This window comes from Mycolicibacterium flavescens (genome assembly GCF_001722335.1).
GTDB lineage: Bacteria > Actinomycetota > Actinomycetes > Mycobacteriales > Mycobacteriaceae > Mycobacterium > Mycobacterium flavescens.
The window spans coordinates 167285-189531 of the sequence record NZ_MIHA01000012.1; the positions used below are offsets into that span (position 1 = coordinate 167285).

At 68.2% G+C, this 22247-nt stretch carries 20 protein-coding genes and 2 pseudogenes; 9 read left to right on the forward strand and 13 right to left on the reverse strand.

What is annotated here, in order from left to right:
- Nucleotides 1–37: 37 nt before the first annotated feature.
- From BHQ18_RS17355 to BHQ18_RS17370, 4 genes are all read right to left on the reverse strand, one after another.
- Entirely contained in the window at nucleotides 38–985 is a 948-nt protein-coding gene (locus tag BHQ18_RS17355) for a glucosyl-3-phosphoglycerate synthase (protein ID WP_069414869.1), read from the reverse strand.
- Nucleotides 982–1812, reverse strand: coding sequence for a dihydropteroate synthase (gene folP / locus BHQ18_RS17360; RefSeq protein WP_234794215.1), 831 nt, complete (start codon nucleotides 1810–1812; stop codon nucleotides 982–984). The genes BHQ18_RS17355 and folP overlap by 4 nt, the downstream gene beginning before the upstream one ends.
- A 73-nt stretch (nucleotides 1813–1885) precedes the next feature.
- Complete coding sequence (gene fadD6, locus BHQ18_RS17365; protein ID WP_069414871.1) at nucleotides 1886–3697, reverse strand: long-chain-acyl-CoA synthetase FadD6; 1812 nt, start codon at nucleotides 3695–3697, stop codon at nucleotides 1886–1888.
- 39 nt (nucleotides 3698–3736) lie between these two features.
- A complete protein-coding gene (locus BHQ18_RS17370) occupies nucleotides 3737–4309 on the reverse strand; it encodes a cytokinin riboside 5'-monophosphate phosphoribohydrolase (RefSeq protein ID WP_069414917.1) in 573 nt (190 codons plus the stop codon).
- 27 nt (nucleotides 4310–4336) lie between these two features.
- Here BHQ18_RS17370 and BHQ18_RS17375 point away from each other — a divergent pair, with 27 nt between their 5' ends.
- Together BHQ18_RS17375 and BHQ18_RS17380 are read left to right on the forward strand one after the other, a co-directional pair.
- The gene (locus BHQ18_RS17375) at nucleotides 4337–6421 is read left to right on the forward strand and encodes an ATP-binding protein (protein ID WP_069414872.1); all 2085 of its coding nucleotides are present in this window, start codon (nucleotides 4337–4339) and stop codon (nucleotides 6419–6421) included.
- 56 nt (nucleotides 6422–6477) lie between these two features.
- Nucleotides 6478–7272, forward strand: a complete 795-nt coding sequence (locus BHQ18_RS17380) for an ESX-1 secretion-associated protein (RefSeq protein WP_069414873.1) — start codon at nucleotides 6478–6480, stop codon at nucleotides 7270–7272.
- 1 nt (nucleotide 7273) lies between these two features.
- Here the strand turns inward: BHQ18_RS17380 and BHQ18_RS17385 are convergent, their stop codons facing one another.
- The 4 genes from BHQ18_RS17385 to dapE all read right to left on the reverse strand — a co-directional run bounded on the left by BHQ18_RS17385 (nucleotide 7274) and on the right by dapE (nucleotide 11955).
- Nucleotides 7274–7978, reverse strand: a complete 705-nt coding sequence (locus tag BHQ18_RS17385; protein WP_069414874.1) for a hypothetical protein — start codon at nucleotides 7976–7978, stop codon at nucleotides 7274–7276.
- A gap of 12 nt (nucleotides 7979–7990) precedes the next feature.
- Nucleotides 7991–9121 carry a hypothetical protein gene (locus BHQ18_RS17390; protein WP_069414875.1) on the reverse strand — a complete coding sequence of 377 codons (1131 nt, stop codon included), beginning with the start codon at nucleotides 9119–9121 and terminating at the stop codon, nucleotides 7991–7993.
- 68 nt (nucleotides 9122–9189) lie between these two features.
- Nucleotides 9190–10812, reverse strand: coding sequence for an ABC-F family ATP-binding cassette domain-containing protein (locus BHQ18_RS17395; protein ID WP_069414876.1), 1623 nt, complete (start codon nucleotides 10810–10812; stop codon nucleotides 9190–9192).
- Nucleotides 10813–10890: 78 nt separating this feature from the next.
- A complete protein-coding gene (gene dapE, locus BHQ18_RS17400) occupies nucleotides 10891–11955 on the reverse strand; it encodes a succinyl-diaminopimelate desuccinylase (protein ID WP_069414877.1) in 1065 nt (354 codons plus the stop codon).
- Between the two features lie 24 nt (nucleotides 11956–11979).
- Between dapE and dapD the strand changes: the two genes are divergently transcribed.
- Nucleotides 11980–12927 (forward strand): 2,3,4,5-tetrahydropyridine-2,6-dicarboxylate N-succinyltransferase, encoded by a 948-nt coding sequence (gene dapD, locus BHQ18_RS17405; RefSeq protein WP_069414878.1) that lies wholly within the window; start codon nucleotides 11980–11982, stop codon nucleotides 12925–12927.
- 35 nt (nucleotides 12928–12962) lie between these two features.
- Here dapD and BHQ18_RS29155 read toward each other — a convergent pair.
- Nucleotides 12963–13540: pseudogene (locus tag BHQ18_RS29155) on the reverse strand (transposase); the annotation flags it as partial.
- A 128-nt stretch (nucleotides 13541–13668) separates the two neighbouring features.
- A complete protein-coding gene (locus tag BHQ18_RS17415) occupies nucleotides 13669–14247 on the reverse strand; it encodes a TetR/AcrR family transcriptional regulator (RefSeq protein ID WP_069414879.1) in 579 nt (192 codons plus the stop codon).
- 78 nt (nucleotides 14248–14325) lie between these two features.
- On the opposite strand from BHQ18_RS17415, the gene BHQ18_RS17420 reads away from it, so the two are divergent.
- From BHQ18_RS17420 to BHQ18_RS17440, 5 genes and pseudogenes are all read left to right on the forward strand, one after another.
- On the forward strand, nucleotides 14326–15156 hold the full coding sequence (locus BHQ18_RS17420; RefSeq protein WP_069414880.1) for a mycofactocin-coupled SDR family oxidoreductase: 831 nt from the start codon (nucleotides 14326–14328) through the stop codon (nucleotides 15154–15156).
- Nucleotides 15153–15956, forward strand: a complete 804-nt coding sequence (locus tag BHQ18_RS17425) for a mycofactocin-coupled SDR family oxidoreductase (RefSeq protein WP_069414881.1) — start codon at nucleotides 15153–15155, stop codon at nucleotides 15954–15956. Before BHQ18_RS17420 ends, BHQ18_RS17425 begins: the two co-directional genes overlap by 4 nt.
- On the forward strand, nucleotides 15953–16741 hold the full coding sequence (locus tag BHQ18_RS17430; protein ID WP_069414882.1) for a carboxymuconolactone decarboxylase family protein: 789 nt from the start codon (nucleotides 15953–15955) through the stop codon (nucleotides 16739–16741). The genes BHQ18_RS17425 and BHQ18_RS17430 overlap by 4 nt, the downstream gene beginning before the upstream one ends.
- Nucleotides 16738–18178, forward strand: a pseudogene (locus tag BHQ18_RS17435) (aldehyde dehydrogenase family protein). The gene BHQ18_RS17430 and the pseudogene BHQ18_RS17435 overlap by 4 nt, the downstream one beginning before the upstream one ends.
- A 103-nt stretch (nucleotides 18179–18281) precedes the next feature.
- Nucleotides 18282–18857 (forward strand): TetR/AcrR family transcriptional regulator, encoded by a 576-nt coding sequence (locus tag BHQ18_RS17440; protein ID WP_069414883.1) that lies wholly within the window; start codon nucleotides 18282–18284, stop codon nucleotides 18855–18857.
- 28 nt (nucleotides 18858–18885) lie between these two features.
- Here the strand turns inward: BHQ18_RS17440 and BHQ18_RS30850 are convergent, their stop codons facing one another.
- The 3 genes from BHQ18_RS30850 to BHQ18_RS17450 all read right to left on the reverse strand — a co-directional run bounded on the left by BHQ18_RS30850 (nucleotide 18886) and on the right by BHQ18_RS17450 (nucleotide 21100).
- The gene (locus tag BHQ18_RS30850; protein ID WP_324614066.1) at nucleotides 18886–19317 is read right to left on the reverse strand and encodes an alpha/beta hydrolase fold domain-containing protein; all 432 of its coding nucleotides are present in this window, start codon (nucleotides 19315–19317) and stop codon (nucleotides 18886–18888) included.
- Between the two features lie 245 nt (nucleotides 19318–19562).
- Nucleotides 19563–20843, reverse strand: a complete 1281-nt coding sequence (locus BHQ18_RS17445) for a cytochrome P450 (protein WP_069414884.1) — start codon at nucleotides 20841–20843, stop codon at nucleotides 19563–19565.
- Nucleotides 20840–21100: a ferredoxin gene (locus tag BHQ18_RS17450; RefSeq protein WP_411550519.1), complete on the reverse strand. Its 261-nt coding sequence runs from the start codon at nucleotides 21098–21100 to the stop codon at nucleotides 20840–20842. Before BHQ18_RS17450 ends, BHQ18_RS17445 begins: the two co-directional genes overlap by 4 nt.
- A 221-nt stretch (nucleotides 21101–21321) precedes the next feature.
- Here BHQ18_RS17450 and BHQ18_RS17455 point away from each other — a divergent pair, with 221 nt between their 5' ends.
- Nucleotides 21322–22161: a mycofactocin-coupled SDR family oxidoreductase gene (locus BHQ18_RS17455; RefSeq protein ID WP_069414885.1), complete on the forward strand. Its 840-nt coding sequence runs from the start codon at nucleotides 21322–21324 to the stop codon at nucleotides 22159–22161.
- The last annotated feature ends 86 nt before the right edge of the window (nucleotides 22162–22247 follow it).

A 22247-nucleotide genomic window follows, 5' to 3' on the forward strand; every position in this document is an offset into this window, starting at 1 on the left:
GCCTCAGCGCGCCGACAACCGCGCCGCCTGTCGGCACCTAGCGCGGGCGCAGCGTGCTCATCGGCGGCCGGTCGGCCAGCGACACCGTCGACGTGCGCAGGGTGTAGTCGTCGCCGTCGGCGTAGAACTGGGTCAGCCCGACCCCGGAGTCGGGAACCCCGCACCGCGACAGCAGGGTCGCGATGACCTGCCTGCTCATCGAGGCCAGCTCGGTCAGCGGCCGGTTGCGGTGGGTCCGCACGCCGAGGTTGACCTGGGCGATCCCGTCGAGCCCCAGCCGGTCGTAGGCGTCGATGAGCAGCCCGATCTCCACGCCGTAGCCGGGCGCGAACGGCACCGACGTCAACAGCTCACGGGTGCCGGCGTACTCCCCGCCCAGCGGCTGCAGGATGCAGGACAGTTCGGGTCGCAGCGACGCCAACAGCGGGCGGGCCACCAGTTCGGTGACGCGGCCGCCGCCGGTGGCGTCCTGGCTGCCGCTGACCTTGAGCGGGCGGCGGTAGAACCCCTTGACGAAGTGCACGCCGTCGGTGGTGAGCAGCGGGCCCAGGAGCTTGGGCACGAACATCGGATCGGGGTCGATCAGGTCGGAGTCGACGAACACGATCAGGTCGCCGGTCGTCGCGGCCAGCGAGCGCCACAGCACCTCGCCCTTGCCGGGCTGCGTCGCCACCTCCGGTAGCGCGACCTCGCGGCTGACCACCCGGGCGCCGGCGGCGACCGCGCGGATCTCGGTGTCGTCGGTGGATCCGGAGTCCAGCACGATCAGCTCGTCGACGAGCCCGCCGAGCAGCGGGGTGATCGTCTCGACCACGCTGCCGACGGTCTCCTCCTCGTTGAGCGCCGGCAGCACCACCGAGACGGTGCGGCCCTTCTTGGCGGCTTCGAGTTCGGCGATCGTCCAGGTCGGCCGGCTCCAGCTGTGGTCGGCCAGCCACCGGGCGGTGACGACCTCGGTCGTTGGCAATTCGGGTGTGAGTGTCATGCCAGTCCCCTCACCGTGCGCGTCGGCGGCCGTCCGCCCTGGATCGACGCGACCATCTCCAGAACGCGTCGTGTCGGCCCGACCTCGTGCACCCGAAACATCGAGGCCCCGTCGGCGGCCGCCAAGGCGGTGGCTGCCAGGGTGCCCTCGAGGCGCTCGGTCAAACCCACACCCAGAGTCTCCCCGACAAAATCTTTGTTGCTCAGCGCCATCAGGACAGGCCATCCAGTTTTTACAAGCTCTTTTACGTGGCGCAACAAAGTAAGACCGTGGTAAGTGTTCTTGCCGAAATCGTGGGTCGGGTCGATCAGCACGGCGTCGCGCGCCACCCCGGCCGCGACCGCGCGTTCGGCGGCGGCGGTCACCTCGGCGATCACGTCGTCGACGACGCCGCGTTCAGTGATCCCGTAGTTGACCCGGAACGGGCGGGTCCGCGGCTGCGCGCCGCCGGTGTGTGAGCAGACCAGTCCGGCGCCGAACTCGGCGGCCACCTCGGGCAGCGCCGGATCGTGTCCGGCCCAAGTGTCGTTGATCAGGTCCGCGCCGGCCGCGCAGGCCGCTTTGGCCACCGACGCGCGCCAGGTGTCGACGCTGATCAGCTGGTCGGGGTAGGCGTCGCGGAGCCACTCGATGAACGGGACGACGCGCGCGACCTCCTCGTCGGCGTCGACCAGCGTGCCCGGACCGGCCTTCACCCCGCCGACGTCGACGACGTCGGCGCCGTCCTCGATGACCCGGTGTGCAGCGGCCTTGGCGGCCTCGTCGGTGAACGCGGCGCCGCGGTCGTAGAACGAGTCCGGGGTCCGGTTCACGATCGCCATGATCATCGCCCGGTCGCCGGCGACCGGCCGCCCCAGGAACGTCGACTGCACGCCTACCAGGCTACGGTCCTGCGGAGGCTCAGTTTTTGGGCCTCTTGCCGTCGGCGACTTCCTTCGGGTAGTCGTCGTAGAACTCGACGTAGCCTTCGTCGCGGCCGGCCAGCACGTAGATCGGGTCCTCGATCTCCCCGGCGTCCTCGTCGCCCTCGCCGGTGTTACCGCCGTAGCCGTCCTTGCGCAGGTCGACCTTCTGGCTCTTGAACGTCGAGGTGTGCGCGATCTCCTCGACGACCCGCACGAACAGCGGTACCGCGTAGCTGGGCAGCTTGTCGTAGGCGGCCTTGGCCAGCGCCTTGCCGTCGAACTGCTCGCCGTCCTTGAGCTGGATGGCCGCCATCCCGGCGCGCCCGCCGGCACCCTCGACCTCGACCCCGAAGACCGTCGCCTCCTCGACCTGCGGGTCGGTCGACAGCGCCGCCTCCACCTCGGTGGTCGCGACGTTCTCGCCCTTCCACCGGAAGGTGTCGCCGAGCCGGTCGGTGAACGCGGCGTGTCCGAAGCCCTGCGAACGCATCAGGTCGCCGGTGTTGAACCACACGTCGCCGTCTTTGAAAGCGTTGCGCACCAACTTCTTTTCCGACTCTTTCTCGTCGGTGTAGCCGTCGAACGGCTGGAAGTTGCTCACCTTCGACAGCAGCAGGCCGGGGGTGCCGCGCTTGACCCTCTTGACCCGGCCGTCGTCGTCGCGCAGCGGTTCACCGGTGTCGGCGTCGTACTCGACGAACGCCACCGGCGTCGGGCAGATGCCGGTGGTCTTGTCGAGGTTGAAGAAGTTGACGAACGCGGTGTTGCCCTCGCTGGCGGCGTAGAACTCGCAGACCCGGTCGATGCCGAACCGCTCGGTGAAGTCGTCCCAGATCGCCGGGCGCAGACCGTTGCCGCCGATCACCCGCACCTTGTGCTTGCGGTCGGTGTCCTTGGGCGGCTGGTTGAGCAGGTAGGTGCAGATCTCGCCGATGTAGACGAACGCGGTCGCGTCGTAGCGGATGACCTCGTCCCAGAATTTCGACGCCGAGAACGACTTGCCCAGCGCCAGCGTCGCACCCGAGTTCAGCACCGACGACAGCGCGACGGTCAGCGCGTTGTTGTGGTAGAGCGGCAGGCAGCAGTACAGGGTGTCGCTGCTGTTCAACCGCATGCCCATGCCGCCGAAACCGGCCAGCGCCCGCAGCCACCGGTAGTGCGTCATCACGCTGGCCTTCGGCATCCCGGTGGTGCCGGAGGTGAAGATGTAGAACGCCTTGTCCTTGGCCAGCACCGCCTCGGTGGTCGCCGGGTTGCCGGTGGGCGCGGTCGCCGACAGGCGCTGGAGTTCGTCGACGGTGATCAGCCCGTTGGTGTCGGCGCCGGATTCGGTGATCGGTTCGACGAAGTCGGTTTCGGCGACGACGACGGCGGCGTCGAGCAGACCCAGGCTGTGGCTGAGCACGTCGCCGCGCTGGTGATAGTTGATCATGCCGGCGATCGCGCCGCACTTGACCGCGGCGAGCATCATCAGCACCGATTCGGGGCTGTTACGCAACATGATTCCGACGACGTCGCCGTGCCCCACCCCGCGCGCGGCCAGCACCGCGGCGTAGCGGTTGACGGTCTCGTTGGCTTCGCGGTAGGTGATCCGCCGGTCGTCGAACTTGAGGAACAGCTTGTCGGCGTGGCGGGCGGCGCGCTCCTGGAACACCTTCCCGATCGACGTCTTGGCCGACGGTCGGGCACCGAAACCGGTCACGGCTCCGCGCACGATCGTCGGCACGTCGAGGATGATGCCCGGCACCTGGGCGGCGAGGTCCAGCAACCCGACGCTCTTGCGGGTCCCAGACTTCTGATCGGTCATGTCGCGTTCGTCCCTCCGCTGTTCCTTTGTCGCAACACCCTAGTGACCATGGTCACCGCCGGGGGCGCACGCCGTCATCGCCGCCTCGACGTCTGTGACGACGACGAGCCGGTCCAGCGCGCCCTGGGCGACGTAGCCGCTGCCGACCAGTTCCCGCAGCCAGACCAGCAGCCCGTCGTAATGCCCGAACGGGTCGAGCAGCACCACCGGTTTGTCATGCATACCCAAATAGCCCGCTGTCCAGGCTTCGAAGAATTCCTCGAGGGTGCCGATGCCGCCGGGCAGCGCGAGGAACGCGTCGGCGCGGTCCTCCATCACCTGTTTGCGTTCGCGCATGGTGTCGGTGACGACGAGTTCGTCGGCGTCGACGTCGGCGACCTCGCGGTGCACCAGCGCCTTGGGGATCACCCCGACGGTGTGCCCGCCGCGGCTCCTGGCCGCGGTGGCCAGCGCTCCCATCGCCGACACGTTCCCGCCGCCGGAGACCAGCGACCAGTTGCGCTCGGCGACGGCGCGGCCCACCTGCTCGGCCAACTCCAGCAATTCGGGGTGCGTCGGACCCGACGCGCAGTACACACACACCGCCCAGAGGCGGCCGGTTTCGCCGGACACGAGCACAACCTGCCATAGACTCCGGCGGTGCCGATCGATTGGGTCATCTCGCCGCCCGAGCCGGCACTCGAGCTGATCGAGACCGGGCTGCACAAGCGTGCCGGGGCGGTGCTGATCGGGCCGTACGGGGTGGGTAAGACGACGCTGGCGCGCGCGGCGGCCGAGCGGTTCGGCGCGACGTATCCGCGGGTGGACTGGGTGCGCGCGACGACGCCGATGGCCGCGGTCCCGTTCGCCGCGGTCGGGCACCTGGTCGAGGTCCCCGACAGCGGCAAGACCGCCGACGTGCTGGCGACCGCCCGCGAGTCGCTGGGCGACGGCCGGCTGCTCGTCGTCGACGACGCGCACCTGCTCGACACGTTGTCCGCCGCGCTGGTGCACCAGCTGGCGATCAGCGGTGCGGCGACGCTGATCCTCACAGTGGCTCCCGATTGCGCGGTATCCGAGGACATTTCGCGGCTGTGGGACGACGGACTGCTCGAGCGCGTCGAGCTCTCGCCGCCGGGCCACGACGACACCCGGCTGGCCACGCTGGTCGAGGAGTTCGTCGCCGGCCTGCCCGCGACCGCGCACCGCGTGCTGGAGTACCTGGCGGTCGACGACCCGTTGCCGCTGGCCGAGATCCAAGCGCTCGTCGGCGGTGACGCTGTCGAGTCGGCCGTCGCCGACGGTGCGGTCGTCGTCGACGACGGCCGGTTGCGGCCCGCGCACCCGTTGTTCACCGACGCGGTGCGCGACGCGCTGGGCGGCCCGGAGTTGCGTCGGCTGCGCGGTGAGCTGGTCGGACTGCTCGCCGCGCGGCCCGCGCCCGGGGTGATCGGGCGGCTGCGCCTCGCGGTGCTTGCCCTCGACAGTGACAGCCCGCTGCCGGCCGCCGACCTGGCCGCGGCCGCCGGCGAGGCGTTGCGGCTCGGCGATCTGGTGCTCAGCGAACGGCTGGCCCGCGCGGCGCTGCCCGGCGCCCCGGATCTGTCGACGCGGCTCACGCTGGCCTACGCGCTGGCCTGGCAGGGTCGCGGCCGCGACGCCGACGCCGTGCTCGACGAGGTGGACACCGCGACGCTGTCGGAGGCCGAGTTGATGGCGTGGGCGCTGCCGCGCGCGGCCAACCAGTTCTGGATGCTCTCGGAGCCGGAGCGGGCCACCGCGTTCCTGCGCGCGACCCGCAACCGGGTGACGACGGCGACGGCGCGCACCACGCTGGATGCGCTGTCGGCGACGTTCGCGATGAACGCGGGCAACCCGGTGCGGGCGATCGAGCTGGCGACCGACGTGCTGGCCTCGCCGAGCGCCGACGACACCGCGGTCGGCTGGGCGGCGTCCGCGGCGGCGCTGAGCGCGGCCCGCACCGGACGCTTCGCCGATGTCGACGCGCTCGCCGAACGCGCGGTCGCCGCCGGACATCCCGGGCTGCTGCGGTTCACCAGCGGCTACGGGCAGACGACCGCGCTGGTGCTGGCGGGGCGGCTGGACCAGGCACGTGAACTCGCACAGCGGCTCGCCGACCTCGCCCAGCTGCAGCAGCCCGGCCGCGCGATCGGCGAGGTGCTGGTCGCCGATGTGCTGATCGCGCGCGGCGAACTCGAGGAGGCGGTGCGTCTGCTGCGGCCCGCGGCCGCGGCGCTGGCGCCGACCGGTTACTCGTGGGGCCCGCTGGCGTGGATGCTGCTGGCCCAGGCGCTGGGTCAGCTCGGCGCGGCGGTGGAGGCCGGAAAGGCGTTGGCGCGCGCGGAGTCCCGGCACGGATTGAAGTCGATGCTGTTTGCGCCCGAGCTGACGCTGGCGCGGGCGTGGGCGAAGTGGGCGCGCCGCGACGAACACGGTGCGGTGGCGGTGGCGCGCGACGCGGTCCGCAGCGCCGAGCGCGGCGGCCAGAACGCGGTCGCGTTGCGGGCCCTGGTGGATGCGGCCCGGATGGGCGACGCGCGGTGCGCGGACGCGGTCGCCCGGATCAGCGTCGAATGTGATTGTGCGCTGGGAGAATTGGCGTTGTCACACGGTCGGGCGCTGGCCGCCCGGGACGCCGCGGCGCTGGCCGACGTGGCCCGGCGCTACGCCGAGAGCGGCTTCCGGCGCGCCGCACACGACGCCGCCGCTCAGGCGCAGCGCTGAATTGGTGCGTAAGGCGCCGGGTCCGCGACTTTAGACTTCTGCCTACGGAGGTAGCGATGAACGAGCTCTACGTGCAGACCGACGGAGTGCGGTCCTACGCCCAGATCCACGATCAGGTGTCCGCGGCGCTGTCCCAGGTGATGGGCAGCGGTGCGGCCGAGGCCACGGGTGTGCAGAACAGCCACGGCACGATTGCCGCGGCTGTGAGTTCCGCGCTGTCCGGTGTGCTCGGCAGCAGGCAGGGCACGATGCAGGCCACCAACACGTCGAGCACGACGATCTCGGAGTTGCTGCAGAAGGCCGCCCGGCTTTACGAGCAGGGTGACCGCGCGGGCGCCGAGAAGCTGCAGGCCGCCGCTGATGCGCTGCAGGACCAGGCCGGGGGCGCGCCGGCCGCGGGCGGTGCGGAGTCGCCCGGCGCGGCGGCCCGCAGCGCAGCGGGCGCTCCCGCCGCAGGCAGCCCGGCCGGCGGCGCCGACGTGCTCGGTCAGATCGTCGGCCAGGTGGGCCAGCAGGTCGGTGCGCTGGCCGGTGCCGTCGCCGCCCCGCTGGCCGGTTTGGCCCAAGGGCTGCAACAGGTTCCGCAGCAGGTCATGCAGGGGGTCCAGCAGGCCGCGCAGAGCGGCACCGCCGACAAGGCGGCCCAGGAAGCCGACCGCCGCGAGCAGGACCGCGCCGCCGACGAACGCGAAGCCCGGCCCGGCGAACGTCCCGAGGAGCGTGCCCCGGCGCAGACGCCGAGCGGGGCCGCGCCCGGCGAGTCGGCGCAGGCCGGCCGGGCACCGGAGACACCCGCTCCGCCGCAGCGGCCCGAGCCCGCGCAGACCCGCCCGCAGGCCGACCCGCGCTGAGCTACAGGTTGCGGGTGACTTCGTCGTCGCTGTCGCGCTCGGCCGGCGGGGTCACGGGTGCAGCACCGGCGCCGGGTTCGCCGCGCTCGGGACCGGCGGCCCCTTGCCACGGGGTGTCGTCGGCGCGCTGCAGCGGTGGGCGCTCGTCGCGGGGCGCCTCGGTTTCCGGCCGTGCGTCGTCCCGCTGTCCGGGTGTGACCGACCCCGGCGTCGCACCCGGTGCCGTGCCCGGTGCCGCCGCGCCCGGTGCCGCACCCGCAGGCGGTGCTGCGGCGCCGGGCTGCTGATCGGCGTCCTGCGCTCCGCCCGCCGACTGGGCGCCCTGCATGGCCTGCTGGATCAGCGAGCCGAACATGCCGGCTCCCCCGCCGGCCGCCTGCGCGGGCGCCCCGGCCATCTGCCCCATCTGGCCGGCCTGCTGGCCCAGTTGGCCGAGCATCCCGACCACCTGGCCGACCGACTGCGATCCGGCGTCGTCGGAGTTCTGGTAGGCGACCTGCGCGGCGCCCACCTTGCCGGAGAACGTGTTCTCCTTCGCCGACAGCGCGGCGACGTTGGCGGTCAGCTCCGCGGCCAGCGTCGGCAGCACCGCCGAGATGGTGGCGCTCATCGCGTCCTGTCCGGCCGGCAGCGTGGGGATCGGCGGCAGTTCGACCGCCGCGGCGTTCCAGTTGATGCCGTCGGGCTTCTTCAGGGGGCTACTCATCGTTGCTCTCCGTCACCAGTCGTCGTCGACGTCGTCTTCGGCGAGGTCGTATTCCAGCGGCGCGGGCACCGGCAGCCCGGCGGCGGTGCCGCCCGAGGTGCCGCGCTGGCCCATCATCGGGGCCATCCCGCCGCCCATTCCGCCGCCGGCCGCCATCGGAGCAGCCCCGCCGGCCGCGGTGACGCCGGCCGCGGCGCCCTCGGCGGGTGCGGTGCTCACGGCCTTGCTGCCGACCAGGTTCGCCATCTGCGGCGTCTGCAGCGGGACCCCGCCCGAGCCGGGCAGCGACGCCGCCTTGACCATGCCCGAGCCGCCGCCCGCACCGGACCCGCCGGCCAACGGATGGTTCGAGAACGACGAGAACGGCAGACCGGCGGCGCCCAGCGAGTCGGCCTTGCCGCCCATCCCGAACATCGACGTCAGCTGCTGCAGCGGCTGGGTCAACTGCTGCAGCTGCTGGCCCATCTGCTGCGGCAGCTGCATCAGCGACTGGCCGATCTGCATGGGCAGCTGCATCGCCATCGACGCCATCTGGCTCATCATCTGCATGCCCTGCTGCGAGCCGTCGGAGGCCTGCTTGGCCGCCTCCTCACCGCTGTCCTGCGCCTCCTTGCCACCGGGCACCGACGGAGCACCCATGAAGGGGATGCTCGGCGGCACGGCCAGGGTGTTGGCCAGCTCGGTGGTGTTGGTGGTGACGTTCGCGATGTTCTGCGACAGGCCGAGTTTGACGCGGCTCTGCACCAGCTCCTGCGCGTTGCTGAACGGCATCGCGGCGATGGCCTCGCACTCGTGCTGGGTCTCCTGGGCGATGGTGTTGGCCAGCATCTTGGTTTTGACGACCGTGGCCTCCATGGCCCGCAGTTTGGCGGCGATCGCGGCGGCCTGCGCGGCGTTGGCCTCGTGACCGCCGATGATCGTGGAGGCCTCACCGGCCGCGGCGACCGAACCGGCGCCTTCCCAGGAGTCGGTCAGCTTCATCAGCTGGCCCTGCTGCTGCGGGACCAGCGTGCCGCTGATCTTGGCGGCCAGCGCTTCGTATTCGGCCGCGGTCGCGGCCAGCATCTCCTCGTCGACGTTCGGCCAGCCGGGACCCGTGACGGTCTGACCACCGTACGGGCTGGAATCGGGCTGGATTCCCATGGACGCGACCCCCTCGACGACACGCTTCGAATGTCGAATTTACCGTGTTCCGGCATGCCCCCGATTCACTAATCTCGCCCCACAGGCACGTCGGTCAGCCGGCCGCCGGCCAGCACCCACCGGCGCTGCACACCGATGGCGGCGAGGAAGCGTTCGTCGTGGCTGACCACCACAAACGCCCCGCGGTAGCTGTTGAGCGCCGACTGCAGTTGCCCCACGCTGACCAGATCCAGGTTGTTGGTCGGCTCGTCGAGCAGCAATATCTGCGGCGCCGGTTCGGCGTAGAGGACGCAGGCCAGCGTCGCGCGCAGCCGCTCACCGCCCGAGAGCGCCGCGACCGGCAGGTGGATCCGGTCACCGTGGAACAGGAAACGCGCCAGCAGATGCATCCGCCGGGTGTGCGACAGGCTCGGGGCGGCCTCGGCCAGGCTCTGCGCGACCGTGCGGTGCGGGTCGAGCAGGTCGAGGCGCTGCGACAGATAGGCGATCCGGCCGTCGGCCCGGCGCACCCGCCCGTCGTCGGGTTCGCGCTCGCCGCTGATGATCCGCAGCAGCGTGGACTTGCCCGACCCGTTGGGCCCGGTCAGCGCGATCCGTTCGGGACCGCGCACCGACAGGTCGACGCCGGAGAACAGCACCCGTCCGTCGTGGCCGGCGCGCAGCGCGGTGACGGTCATGACGTCGCGCCCGGCGGGGACCGCGGTGTCAGGCAGGTCGAGGACCAGGACGTCGTCGTCTCGCAGCGTCTGCTCCGCTTGGTCGAGACGCGCTTTCGCATCGTCGACGCGGGCGGCGTTGACGCCGTCGATGCGGCCGGCCGATTCCTGCGCGCGGCGCTTGCGCGCCCCGGCGACGATCTTGGGCAGCCCCGCGTCTGCGAGGTTGCGGGCCGCGGTGCCGGCGCGCCGAGCCGCCCGCTCCCGGGCCTGCTGCTGTTCGCGCTTCTCCCGTCTGAGTTGTTGCTCGGCGGATCTGACGTTGCCTTCGGCGACCCGCTGCGCCTCGGCCACGGCTTCGGTGTACATCGTGAAATTGCCTCCGTAGGAGACGATTTCACCGTCACGCAGTTCGGTGATGCGGTCCATCCGGTCCAGCAGTTCGCGGTCGTGGCTGGCCACCAGCAGGCAGCCGGTGAAGTCGTCGAGCGCGGTGTACAGGCGGTCGCGTCCGTCGCCGTCGAGGTTGTTGGTCGGTTCGTCGAGCAGCAACACGGCGGGCCTTTTCAGCAGTTGGCCGGCCAACCCGATGGCGACGACCTCCCCGCCGGACAGGGTGCCGAGCGGCCGGTCGAGCGCGACATGGGCCAGGCCGAGCCGGTCGAGCTGGGCGCGGGCGCGTTCTTCGACGTCCCAGTCGTCGCCGATGGCCGCGAAGACGTGGTCGCCGGCGTCCCCGGCGGCCAACGCGTCGAGCGCGGCGATGACCGGGGCGACGCCGAGCGCGTCGGCGACGGTGCGCGACGCGTCGTACGGCAGCGACTGCGGCAGGTAGCCGAGCGCGCCGTCGACGGTGACGGTGCCCGCCGTCGGGGTCAGCTCGCCGGCGATCAGTTTGAGCAGCGCGCTCTTGCCCGCCCCGTTGGGCGCGACCAGACCCGTGCGCCCGGCGCCGACGGTGACCGTCAGCCCGTCGAACAGCGGTGTGTCATCCGGCCAGGCGAACGACAGATGGGAAACGACGATGGAAGACATGCGAGAGAGCTCCCGGAGGTAGCCGACAGGGACACGCGGGGCGTCGTCTCAGCGCATGAATCCAGGGTAGGAGCGGGGTCAACCGGTTAAATACCGGCGCAGCATGTCGGTCGCGGCGGTGATCTTGTCGACCTCGACGCGCTCGTCGACGCGGTGCGCGAGGTTCGGGTCGCCGGGGCCGTAGTTGACCGCGGGGATGCCGAGCGCCGCGAAGCGCGACACGTCGGTCCAGCCGTACTTGGCGCGGACCTGGCCGCCGGCGGCCTCGACCAGCGCGGCGGCGGCGGGTTGCGACAGCCCGGGCAGCGCGCCCGCGGCCGCATCGGTCAGCTCGATGTCCACGTCGAGGCCGTCGAGCACGTCGCGCACATGCTCGAGCGCGTCGTCGACGCTGCGGTCGGGCGCGAAGCGGAAGTTGACCGTGACCGACGCCGCGTCGGGGATGACGTTGCCCGCTACCCCACCGTCGATGCGCACGGCCGACAACCCTTCGCGGTAGGTGCAGCCGTCGATGTCGACGCTGCGGGCCTGATAGCCCGACAGCCGGTCCAGCACACGCCCGAGCTTGTGGATGGCGTTGTCGCCCAACCATGATCGGGCCGAGTGGGCGCGGGTGCCCGACGCGCTGACCACGACCCGCAGCGTGCCCTGGCAGCCGGCTTCGATGTAGCCACCGGACGGCTCGCCGAGGATCGCGACGTCGGCGCGTAGCCAGTCGGGGAGCTCTTCTTCGATGCGGTTGAGCCCGTTGGCCGAGGCCTCGATCTCCTCGCAGTCGTACATCACCAGCGTGATGTCGTGGGTCGGCTCGGCGATGGTGGCGGCCAGGTGCAGGAACACCGCGTCGCCGGCCTTCATGTCGGAGGTGCCGCAGCCGTGCAGTTCGCCGTCGACGAGGCGGCTGGGCAGGTTGTCGGCGGCGGGCACGGTGTCGATGTGGCCGGCGAGCATGACCCGCGACGGCTTGCCCAGGTTGGTGCGGGCCAGCACGGCGTCGGCGTTGCGGATGACCTCGAGGCCGGTCTGCTCGCGCAGTGCAGCCTCGATCGCGTCGGCGATGCGCTTTTCGTGACGTGACTCGCTGGGGATGTCCACCAGGGCCGCGGTCAGCGCGACCGGGTCACCGTGCAGGTCAAGGCTCACCCGGCTGAGGTTAGTCTTACGGCCGTGACTTCTGCTGCAGGTATCGGGCTGGCGACGATCGCCGCCGACGGATCGGTTCTCGACACGTGGTTTCCCGCTCCGGAATTGAGCTCGGACGACGACGCCTCGGGCACGGTCCGGCTGTCGGTCGCCGAGGTGCCCGAGGAGATCGGTGTGCTGACCGGCCGCGACGAGGACCGTGGTGTCGACGTGGTGGCGGTGCGGACGGTGATCTCGTCGCTGGACGACAAGGCCGTCGACGCCTATGACGCCTATCTGCGGCTGCACCTGCTGTCGCACCGGCTGGTCGCACCGCACGGGCTGAACGCCGACGGGCTGTTCGGGGTGCTGACGAACGTGGTGTGGACCAACCACGGCCCGTGTGCTGTCTCGGGTTTCGAGATGGTGCGCGCGCGGCTGCGCCGCCGCGGTCCGGTGACGGTCTACGGCGTGGACAAGTTCCCGCGGATGGTCGACTACGTCATGCCGACCGGGGTGCGGGTGGCCGACGCCGACCGGGTCCGCCTGGGCGCGCACCTGGCGGCGGGCACGACGGTCATGCACGAGGGTTTCGTGAACTTCAACGCGGGCACGCTGGGCAGCTCGATGGTCGAGGGCCGGATCTCGGCCGGTGTGGTGGTCGGCGACGGTTCGGACATCGGTGGTGGCGCGTCGATCATGGGCACGCTGTCCGGCGGCGGCACCGAGGTGATCTCGATCGGCCAGCGGTGTCTGCTGGGCGCCAATGCCGGACTGGGCATTTCGCTGGGCGACGACTGTGTCGTGGAGGCCGGCCTGTACGTCACGGCGGGGACCAAGGTGCAGACCGCCGACGGTCAGACCGTCAAGGCCAGAGAGTTGTCGGGCGCGAACAACCTGCTGTTCCGGCGTAATTCGCTCTCGGGCGCCGTCGAGGTGGTCAAGCGCGACGGAACGGGCATCACACTCAACGAGGCCCTGCACCAGAACTGAAAACCCTTGTGGCGCGAGCGTGCATTGCTCCTATGTCAAGCGGCGGCCGGGTGATCGCTGTGGTGGGCGTCCTCGCGGTGTTGTTCGTCGTTGTGAAGCCGGTAGACGGTGCGCGCGAGGTGGCGTTTGAGGTATCGCAGCGCTTCTTTGGATGACTTCCCGCCGGCCAGGCGTGCTCAGTAGTAGCGCTGTCCGGCGCTGTCGGTGAGCCGGATTTGGGTGATCGCGATGCGGTGAAGAGCCGCGTTGAGTTGTCGGTTGCCTGAGCGGTTGAGCCGCATCCGGCCAGCGGTGTTGCCGGACCAAACCGGTATCGGGGCTGCGCCGGTGTGACAGGCGAACGCGGCCTCGCTGCGGAATCGGGCGATAGTGGCGGTCTCGCCGATGATCTTGGCCGCGGTCAACCGCCGCACCCGGGCAGCGCCAACAGCTCGGGAGCGATGTGTTGGACACGTTGGCCGATCCGTGGGGCCAGCGCGTCGATCGCTTCGGTTAAGCGGATGACATCAGCGAGTTCGTCGCCGGCCAGCTCGGCCAGTACACCGGACTGGGTCTGCAGCCAGGTTCCTAGCACCGCGCAGGGTCCCGCCCGGTGCAGTGATCCCGGTTTGGGTTCGGCAACTACCGCGCCTCATCGGGGCTGTGATCGCCGGGGTGAAGACGACGTACGGGTGAGCTCGATGACGTTCGCGGCGGGCAAACTCTCGGCTCTGGCCGGTCTTCAAGGTGGACCATTCAAAGTCACTCGACCGCAATGCGTTTCGTCGATTCATATCCTGCGGTCAGCCAATACACGGTTCGGTCCAGCGTAGGCAGAATGTCGGTGGTCTCGATCTCCCCCGCCACAAATCGCCCCAGGAGTCCGTAGACCACGCAGGACACGACATTGTTCAGGTCGGCGACGAACCCGTCGTCGACATCAGCCATCAGCTGCAGCCCCGCCGGGGCGACAATGTCCAACCCTCGTTGAAACAGTTGTTGGCCGCGCGGCGACGATCGCGCATGGAAGTACGCCGTCAGCATGCCGGGATGACGTTCCCAGGGTTCGAAAATGACCCGGAACAACGCCATCAGCGCCGCATGCAGCGACTCCCCCTCGGCGCGTCCGTGCGGACTGACCTCCGAATAACGAAACTCGTCCAACCACACCTCGAGCGCAGCCATGATGAGGTCTTCCCGGGTGGCGTATCGCTTGTAGATTGTCGCCAGTGACGTACGGGCACGCCGAGCAACCTCCCGCAACTGCACGGCGTCGTATCCGTCGGTCTCCAGAATCTCGATGACAACGGCGACCATCCGATCATCGACGCTGTCCGCCATTCTGCCCCTTGCCCACTCGGTGTAACTCGGTTACCGTACCGCAGTAACCCGGTTACACCGGCAACGAATCGAGGATTCATGGGCTCTCTGGACGGCAAGGTCGCATTCATCACCGGCGTCGCCCGGGGCCAGGGCCGCAGCCACGCGGTGCGCCTAGCCAGTGACGGCGCCGACATCATCGGTATCGACATCTGTGCCGACATTCCTGCCAACGGCTATCCCATGGCGAGCCGTGCCGAACTCGATGAAACCATCGCGCTCGTCGAATCGGTGGGTGCGAAAATGCTCGGCACCGTCGCCGATGTCCGCGACTTCTACGCGGTCAAGGCGGCCGTCGACGCCGGAGTGGCGCACTTCGACCGACTCGACATCGTGTGCGCAAATGCCGGTATCGCGCCAACGGCCTTTTGTGAGGTGAGCATCGAGGAAGACCTCGACATGTGGTCGGCGGCCATCGACGTCAATCTCATCGGGTCCTTCCACACCGCTAAAGCCACCATCCCGCACCTCATCGCCGGTGAGCGCGGTGGGGCCATCGTCTTCACCAGTTCGACCGCCGGCCTGAAGGGCTTCGGCGGCTCACAGGGCGGCGGCCTCGGCTATGCGGCATCCAAGCACGGCGTCGTCGGGCTCATGCGCACCCTTGCCAATGCACTTGCCCCGCACAGCATCCGGGTCAACACCGTGCATCCGACGGGCGTCAATACGATGATGGCAGTCAATCCGGAGATGACCGCGTTCCTCGAACAGTATCCCGGCGCAGGCCCGCATCTACAGAACCCCATGCCTGTGTCATTGCTCCAACCCGAAGATATCAGCGCGGCGATCGGGTATCTGGTCTCCGACGCTGCCAGATACGTCACCGGGGTCACCTTCCCCGTCGACGCCGGCTTCTGCAACAAGCTGTGAACGGCCGTATTGCAGGCAAACGCGTCCTGATCACCGGGGCTGCCCGGGGAATGGGACGTAGTCACGCCGTCCGGCTGGCCCAAGAGGGCGCGGACCTCATTCTGGTTGATATCTGCGCATCCGTGCCCGACATCGAGTACCCGCTGTCATCGGCCGAGGACCTTGCCGAAACCGCCCGACAGGTAAACGATCTGGGGCGGCGGGCCATCACCCATATCGTGGATGTGCGTGATGCCGATGCGCTCGCGGCCGCGGTGGATGCCGGCGTCGACGAACTCGGCGGCCTCGACGCCTCCGTCGCCAACGCCGGTGTTCTGACCGCCGGAACGTGGGACACCACCTCCGCGGCCCAGTGGCGGGCCGTCGTGGACATCAATCTGATCGGCACGTGGAACACCTGCGCCGCAGCGCTGCCGCATCTTGTCGATCGTGGCGGCAGCCTGGTGAACATCAGCTCGGCAGCCGGGATCAAAGGCAGCCCACTGCACACCCCGTACACGGCGTCCAAGCACGGAGTGGTTGGGATGAGCAAGGCATTGGCCAATGAGCTCGCCGCGGTGAACGTCCGAGTGAATACGGTGCACCCCACCGGTGTGGAAACCGGTATGCAACCGGCTTCACTGCACGGCCTGCTGGTGGAGAAGCGTCCTGACCTGGCACCCATCTTCCAGAACGCCTTGCCGATCGTGATGACCGAAGCGGTTGACATCAGCAATGCCGTGCTGTTCCTGATTTCCGACGAGTCCCGACATGTGACCGGGCTCGAACTCAAAGTGGATGCGGGAGTGACAATCCGATGAACGAACGCGGCCGCCAGGCCTTCGCGGATGTGATGACCTTCCCGGCGCCCGAGGATGCCACGCCGGCGACCACGCGCATGCTCGAGTTCGTGTTCGGCGACGTGTGGCAGCGTCCGGTGCTGACCCGGCGGGACCGCCGGTTCATCACGCTGCCATGTGTGGCCGCCTCGGATGCCGAGGGACCGCTGCGCGACCATGTTTATGCCGCGCTCAACAGCGGCGACGTCAGCATCGTCGAGATGCAGGAGACGGTGCTCCATTTCGCGGTGTACGGGGGTTGGCCGAAGGCATCCCGCTTCAACATGGTGGTCGACGAACAGTGGGATCGCATCCACCGTGAACGTGGGGAGCAACTCCCGCCTGCAGTTCCGCTGCTACCGCTGCCGACACCCAGCGACCCGGAGGCACGCCTGCGCGTCGGTGAGCAGTCCTTCAAGGACATCAACTGCCTGCCCTACGCGCCGACCCGGGACAATCCCTTCCAGGGCGCCGGCATCCTGAACTTCGTCTTCGGTGAGATGTGGCTGCGCCCCGGACTGGGCATGAAGGAACGTCGACTCATCACCGTCGCGTGTGTGGCCTTCCAGGATGCCCCCTACCCAATCCTCAGCCACGTCTACGCCGCGTTGAAGAGCCGGGACTTGTCCTTCGACGAAATGGACGAATTGGCACTGCATTTCGCCGCCTACTATGGCTGGCCGAAGGCATCGCATCTGAACCAGGTCATCGGCGAACAGAAAGTACGCGTGCTCGCCGAGTGGGCCGAGGAGGCCGCACCGTTGTGACGGACACACTGGGACTTCTGGTGGGCGGAGACCGCGTCACCTCCACCGACGCTGCGCACCAGCACATCTACCCCGCCACCGGACAACCCAACGCCACGGTTGCCCTCGCCGGGGCCGCAGAGATGGACCGCGCCGTCCTGGCAGCTCACGATGCGCAGCGAGAATGGTCATCGCTGACGGTGGACGTTCGCCGCGACCGCCTCATCGATCTGGCCGACGCCGTGCATGAGCACCTCGACGAACTCGCGGTCCTGAATGTCCAGGACTACGCGGTGCCGGTCTCGTTCGCCGGCACCGCCACCATGTTGGAAAGCTTCCTACGGCATTTCGCCGGCTACGCCGACAAGATTGCCGGCGCAAGCACACCGGTGAGCGGATCGTTCGATGTCAACCTCGTCGAGCGGGAACCCTACGGAGTGGTCGGGATAATCGCCCCGTGGAACGGATCACTCGTGGTCGCGGGGTCCTGCGTGGCGCCGGCGCTGGCCGCCGGAAATGCCGTCGTCTTCAAACCGTCCGAATTGGCCCCGCTGGCTGCCTTGCGTTTCGGTGAGCTGTGCTTGGAGGCGGGTCTGCCCGCCGGTCTGGTAAACATCGTCCCGGCCGGCGCCGAGGGTGGCGAAGCGCTGGTTCGCCATCCGACTATCCGCAAAGTGCACTTCACCGGTGGCGGCGGCACGGCGCGCGCGGTACTGCGCGCCGCTGCCGAGAATCTGACGCCGGTGGTCGCCGAACTCGGCGGCAAGTCGGCCGACATCGTCTTCGACGACGCCGACCTGGACAAGGCTGCGATGCTGTCCGCGCACCAGGGGCCGTTGATGCAATCCGGGCAGAGTTGCGCGTGTGCCAGCCGATTGTTGGTGCACGAAACGGTGTACGACGCCTTCGTCGAAAAGTTCCTTGCCGCGGTCGGCTCAGCGGTCGTGGGTGACCCGATGAACCCCTCGACGAGATTCGGGCCGGTCATCTCCGAGGCGTCGCTACAGCGCATTCTCGACATCGTTGGCACCGCAGTCAGCAGCGGCGCCGGCGACCTGCTCACCGGTGGACGACGCATCGGCGGGGACCTGGCAGACGGCTACTATCTCGAGCCCACGGTCTTTGGGCAGGTGAACAACTCCGCGCCCCTCGCGCAGCACGAAACCTTCGGCCCGGTCGTCTCTATCACTCCATTCAGCGATGATGACGAGGGCGGTGCGGATTGCCAATGACACGGCGTACGGCTTGAACGCCTTCATGCACACCAGGAATCTCCACCGCGCCCACCGGATCGCGCGGGCTTTGCAGTCAGGGTCGGTCTGGGTCAATTCGATAAGCCGGATCTCGCCACAGGGTCCGTACGGGGGCTACAAGCAGAGCGGATTCGGGCGCACCGGAGGCATCGAAGGTCTGCAGGAATTCCTGCAGGTCAAGAACATCCTTATCGGGCTGGATTAGACGTCCGTCCACGGACTGGTCGATAGATCAGACTGCTAACATTCGTCATGCCCTACCCCGCACGTTGCTCCTGTTCACGCAGCCTGCTGATGGTGTCTGCCTGATGCCGAGCGGTCGAAAGCCCGCCGCACCGGACACCAACGCGCGGGACCGGCTGATCGAAGCGACGGCCAAGCTGATGCGCGATGAAGGTTACGCAGCCGCCACCTCGCGCCGAGTGGCCGCAGAGGCAGGCGTCAAGCAAGCCCTGGTCTACTACTACTTCCCCACCATGGACGATCTGTTCGTGGAGGTGCTGAGATCCGGCGCCGACGCCTCACTGGAACGCATGCGCGCCGCCCTGACCGCCGACGATCCGCTACAGACGTTGTGGGATATGAACAGCGATTCGCGCCTGACGGGCCTCAACACCGAGTTCATGGCACTTGCCAATCACCGCAAGATAATTCGGACAGAGCTACGTGCCTACGCAGAACGGGTCCGTGACATCGAGACCGCTGCGGTGACCGTCGCGATGCGCGCACGCGGCCTGGACACCGAGAAGTACCCCCCGGTGGCCATCTCGATGCTGATCGCACAAACGGCACGTAGCCTGTGCAACGAAGATGCAGTGGGCGTCACCCTCGGTCACGCCGAACTCCGCTCACTCATAGCGGCGCGGTTGGCGGAATTTTCGTAACTAACCGGACAGCCGTTTCCGCAACCAGTCATGTTGCGCGCGGATGAAACTCCTCGTGACGTCGGTCTTCGGCGCCGCTGCGTCGAAGCCGTGAAATGCTCCCGCCACGGAATGCAGATCGCATGGCACGTCTGTCGGGGTCTGGCCGCTGCCCAGTTCGGTCGTCGAGCATCGGATAAATGAGAAGTTGTGCCGCCACACTTATTTCGTCCCGGTCGTGGGCGAGTTGGGCCAGCGCTGCGGCAAGACCCCCGCCGGCGCTGGCGCCCGCAACAGCGATCCGGCCGGGGTCGACAGCAGGGTGGTGTGACAGCCACCGCAACGCTTCATAGCAGTCGTGCAACGCGGCCGGGTACGGCGCGTCGGGCGCCAGCCGGTAGTCCACCGCAGCGACCATCGATCCAGTCTGTCTGGCGAATTCAGCGCAGAGCCGGTCGCCCATTCTCGCGTTGCCCAGCATGTACCCCCACCGTGCATCCACAGCAGTGCACTGCCGTCCCCATCGGGCGGTCGGGATACCCTGACCTCAAGTCCCGGACAAGTGCGACCGCATGCGCCATCGTCGATGATCGAGGGAGCCGCACAGCGGGCATCCGCCCGAGGATGGGCACCGTCCGCCTCGTGACGACGGTGCGCGGAAGAAGCCAAGCGCGGGAACGCAGTTCTGGGTGAAAAGCGGTCAAACTTCTACCGAACACGGCACGTTCAGGACGCCGGGGTGTACTCGATGCGCAGTTGGGTCAACCCGCGCAGCAGGAACGTTGGTTCGTAGGTGTAATCGCGACGATCGGCCGGGCCATGCACGGACTCGTCGATCCGGATGTCGGCCATCCGATCCAACATCCTCCGCACAGTGATCTGCCCCTCGACGCGCGCGAGTGGCGCACCGGCGCAGGTGTGGATTCCGCGGCCGAAAGCGATGTGTTCGCGGACATTCTTTCGATCGGGCCGGAATTCGTGCGGATCCTCGAACTTGCGGGGATCTCGGTTCGCCGCGCCCAGGCACAGCATCACGACGCTCCCCGCCGGTAGATGCACACCTCCCAGCGAGGTGGTCCGACGGACCAGCCTGAAGTCGATCTTGGTCGGCGAGTGCATCCGCAGCGCTTCCTCGATGAAGGTCGGTATGCCATCGGGGTTTTCGCGCAAGTGCTGCTGATAGTCGGGACGGTCCCCCAATGTCTGCACCGCTGCGCTCAGTAGTTTGGTAACCGTCTCTTGGCCGGCGGCGAACAGGAAGGTCGCGGGTTTGGCAACCTCGAGGATCTCCGGGGTGGATCCGTCAGGGTAGAGCGCCGTCGCCATGCCCGACAGCACGTCACCTCGCGGTTCTCGCCTACGCTCGGCCAGGTAACCGGAGAATTTGTCATCCAGGTATTGCAGTGGGTCCAGACCGACAGGCTCACCGTCGAGCGCGCCGACGCGGTTGCCTTCGGGGCGTTCGGCGCCCAATGCCGCCAAGAATTCCGGCCGGTCTTCCTCGGGGACGCCGAGCAGATCGATGATGGCCGATGTCGCGAATGGCTTTGCGTACTCGGACAGAAACTCGCAGCGACCGTTTCCGATGATGGCGTCGATCTGGCTGTCCACCAGTTGCCACATGTAATCTTCGTTCGCCTTCAGCCTTCGTGGCGTCAAGAGCTTCGCGAGCAACGAACGTGCGCGGTCGTGGTGCGGCGGATCCATGACGACCATGTGCTCATGGATCGGGAATAAGTGCCGGTGCGCCTCGATCTGTCCGCTGATGTCGTCGCCCTCCGGAGTGAAGGGCAAAGGAGGAAACGGCCCGCCGATGGCGTTCACCGCTGAGAACGACGCATGGTCCTTGAAGGCGGCCACCACTTCCTGGTAGCCCGTCACAGCATAGACGCCGAAATGCGGTTCTTGGATGACCGGACCCTGCTCGCGGAGGTAGTCCCAGTACTCGTACGGGCTCTGGCTGATATCGGGGTCCGCGAAAAAGTTGACTGAAGCTAGGTCGGTCATCGGACGGGCTGTCCTTTCGGTTCTTCGATGAGGGCGATGGCTCCACGTGGGCAGGCGTCGACCGCAGCGACGGCCTGATCCCATTGATCGGCGTCTGACAAATCGAACATTTCCGGGGCCGACTGGAGGCAGAGCGCGTGCCCTTCGCACAACCGCTGGTCGACCCACACGATCTTCCGTCTGGTCATGAGCTGCTGATCCTGTACCGCATCCCGTTCCCATCTTGATCGGTCGATCAGTTCAACTGCGCGAGCCATAAGTATCACCCGCCACGGGCGACGGTCAACCGCACCACCGGAACCTACCTCACATCACGATTTACGCGCAGCTGGACGCACAACCTGGTTCTAGCGAACCCACCCGGCCCCCGGGCCCGACCGGCCGGAGCGTTGGTTGACACTGCTTCGATTCAATGCCACGCTCCCTGATCAATCGACAAGTTCACGTCGATCAGATCCGAGAGAATCGAGTTGCCATCGTGGCCGGAAGAGTCGAGGGCAAGGTCGCCTTCATCACTGGTGCAGCACGCGGACAGGGCCGCAGCCACGCGGTACGGATGGCCGAGGAGGGCGCCGACATCATTGCGGTGGACATCTGCGGCCCGATCAGCGAGGACGCCCAGATCGCCCCGTCCACGCCCGACGACCTGGCGCAGACCGCCGATTTGATCAGGGGGCTCAACCGGCGCGTCGTCACTGCCGAAGTCGATGTACGGGACTACGACGCGCTCAAGGCCGCGGTCGACAGCGGAGTCGAACAACTCGGCCACCTCGACACCGTCGTGGCCAACGCCGGCATCGGCAACGGCGGGCAGACCCTGGACAAGACTCGCCAGGAAGACTGGGATGACATGATCGACATCAACCTCACCGGGGTGTGGAAGTCCGTCAAAGCCGCTGTCCCTCATCTACTCTCCGGCGGAAAGGGTGGCTCGATCGTACTGACCAGCTCGGTCGGCGGGCTCAAGGCCTATCCCCACACCGGCCACTACATCGCCGCCAAGCACGGTGTCATCGGTCTGATGCGCACCTTTGCTGTCGAGTTGGGTCAGTATTCGATCCGTGTCAACGCCGTCTGCCCGACCAACGTGAACACGCCGATGTTCATGAACGAGGGCACAATGCATCTTTTCCGGCCCGACCTGGAGAATCCGGGCCCCGACGATATGGCAGTCGTCGCACAGATGATGCACGTATTGCCTATCGGCTGGGTGGAGCCCGTCGACATCAGCAATGCGGTGCTGTTCCTGGCATCCGATGAAGCACGTTATGTCACCGGCCTTCCCGTCACCGTGGACGCAGGAAGCATGCTCAAGTAGGTGGCGGGTCGCCCGGAAGCCAGATCATTCCGGCTACCGGGCCGAATGCCACCGACGACCATTCGCCGATTCCGGTCTACACGAAT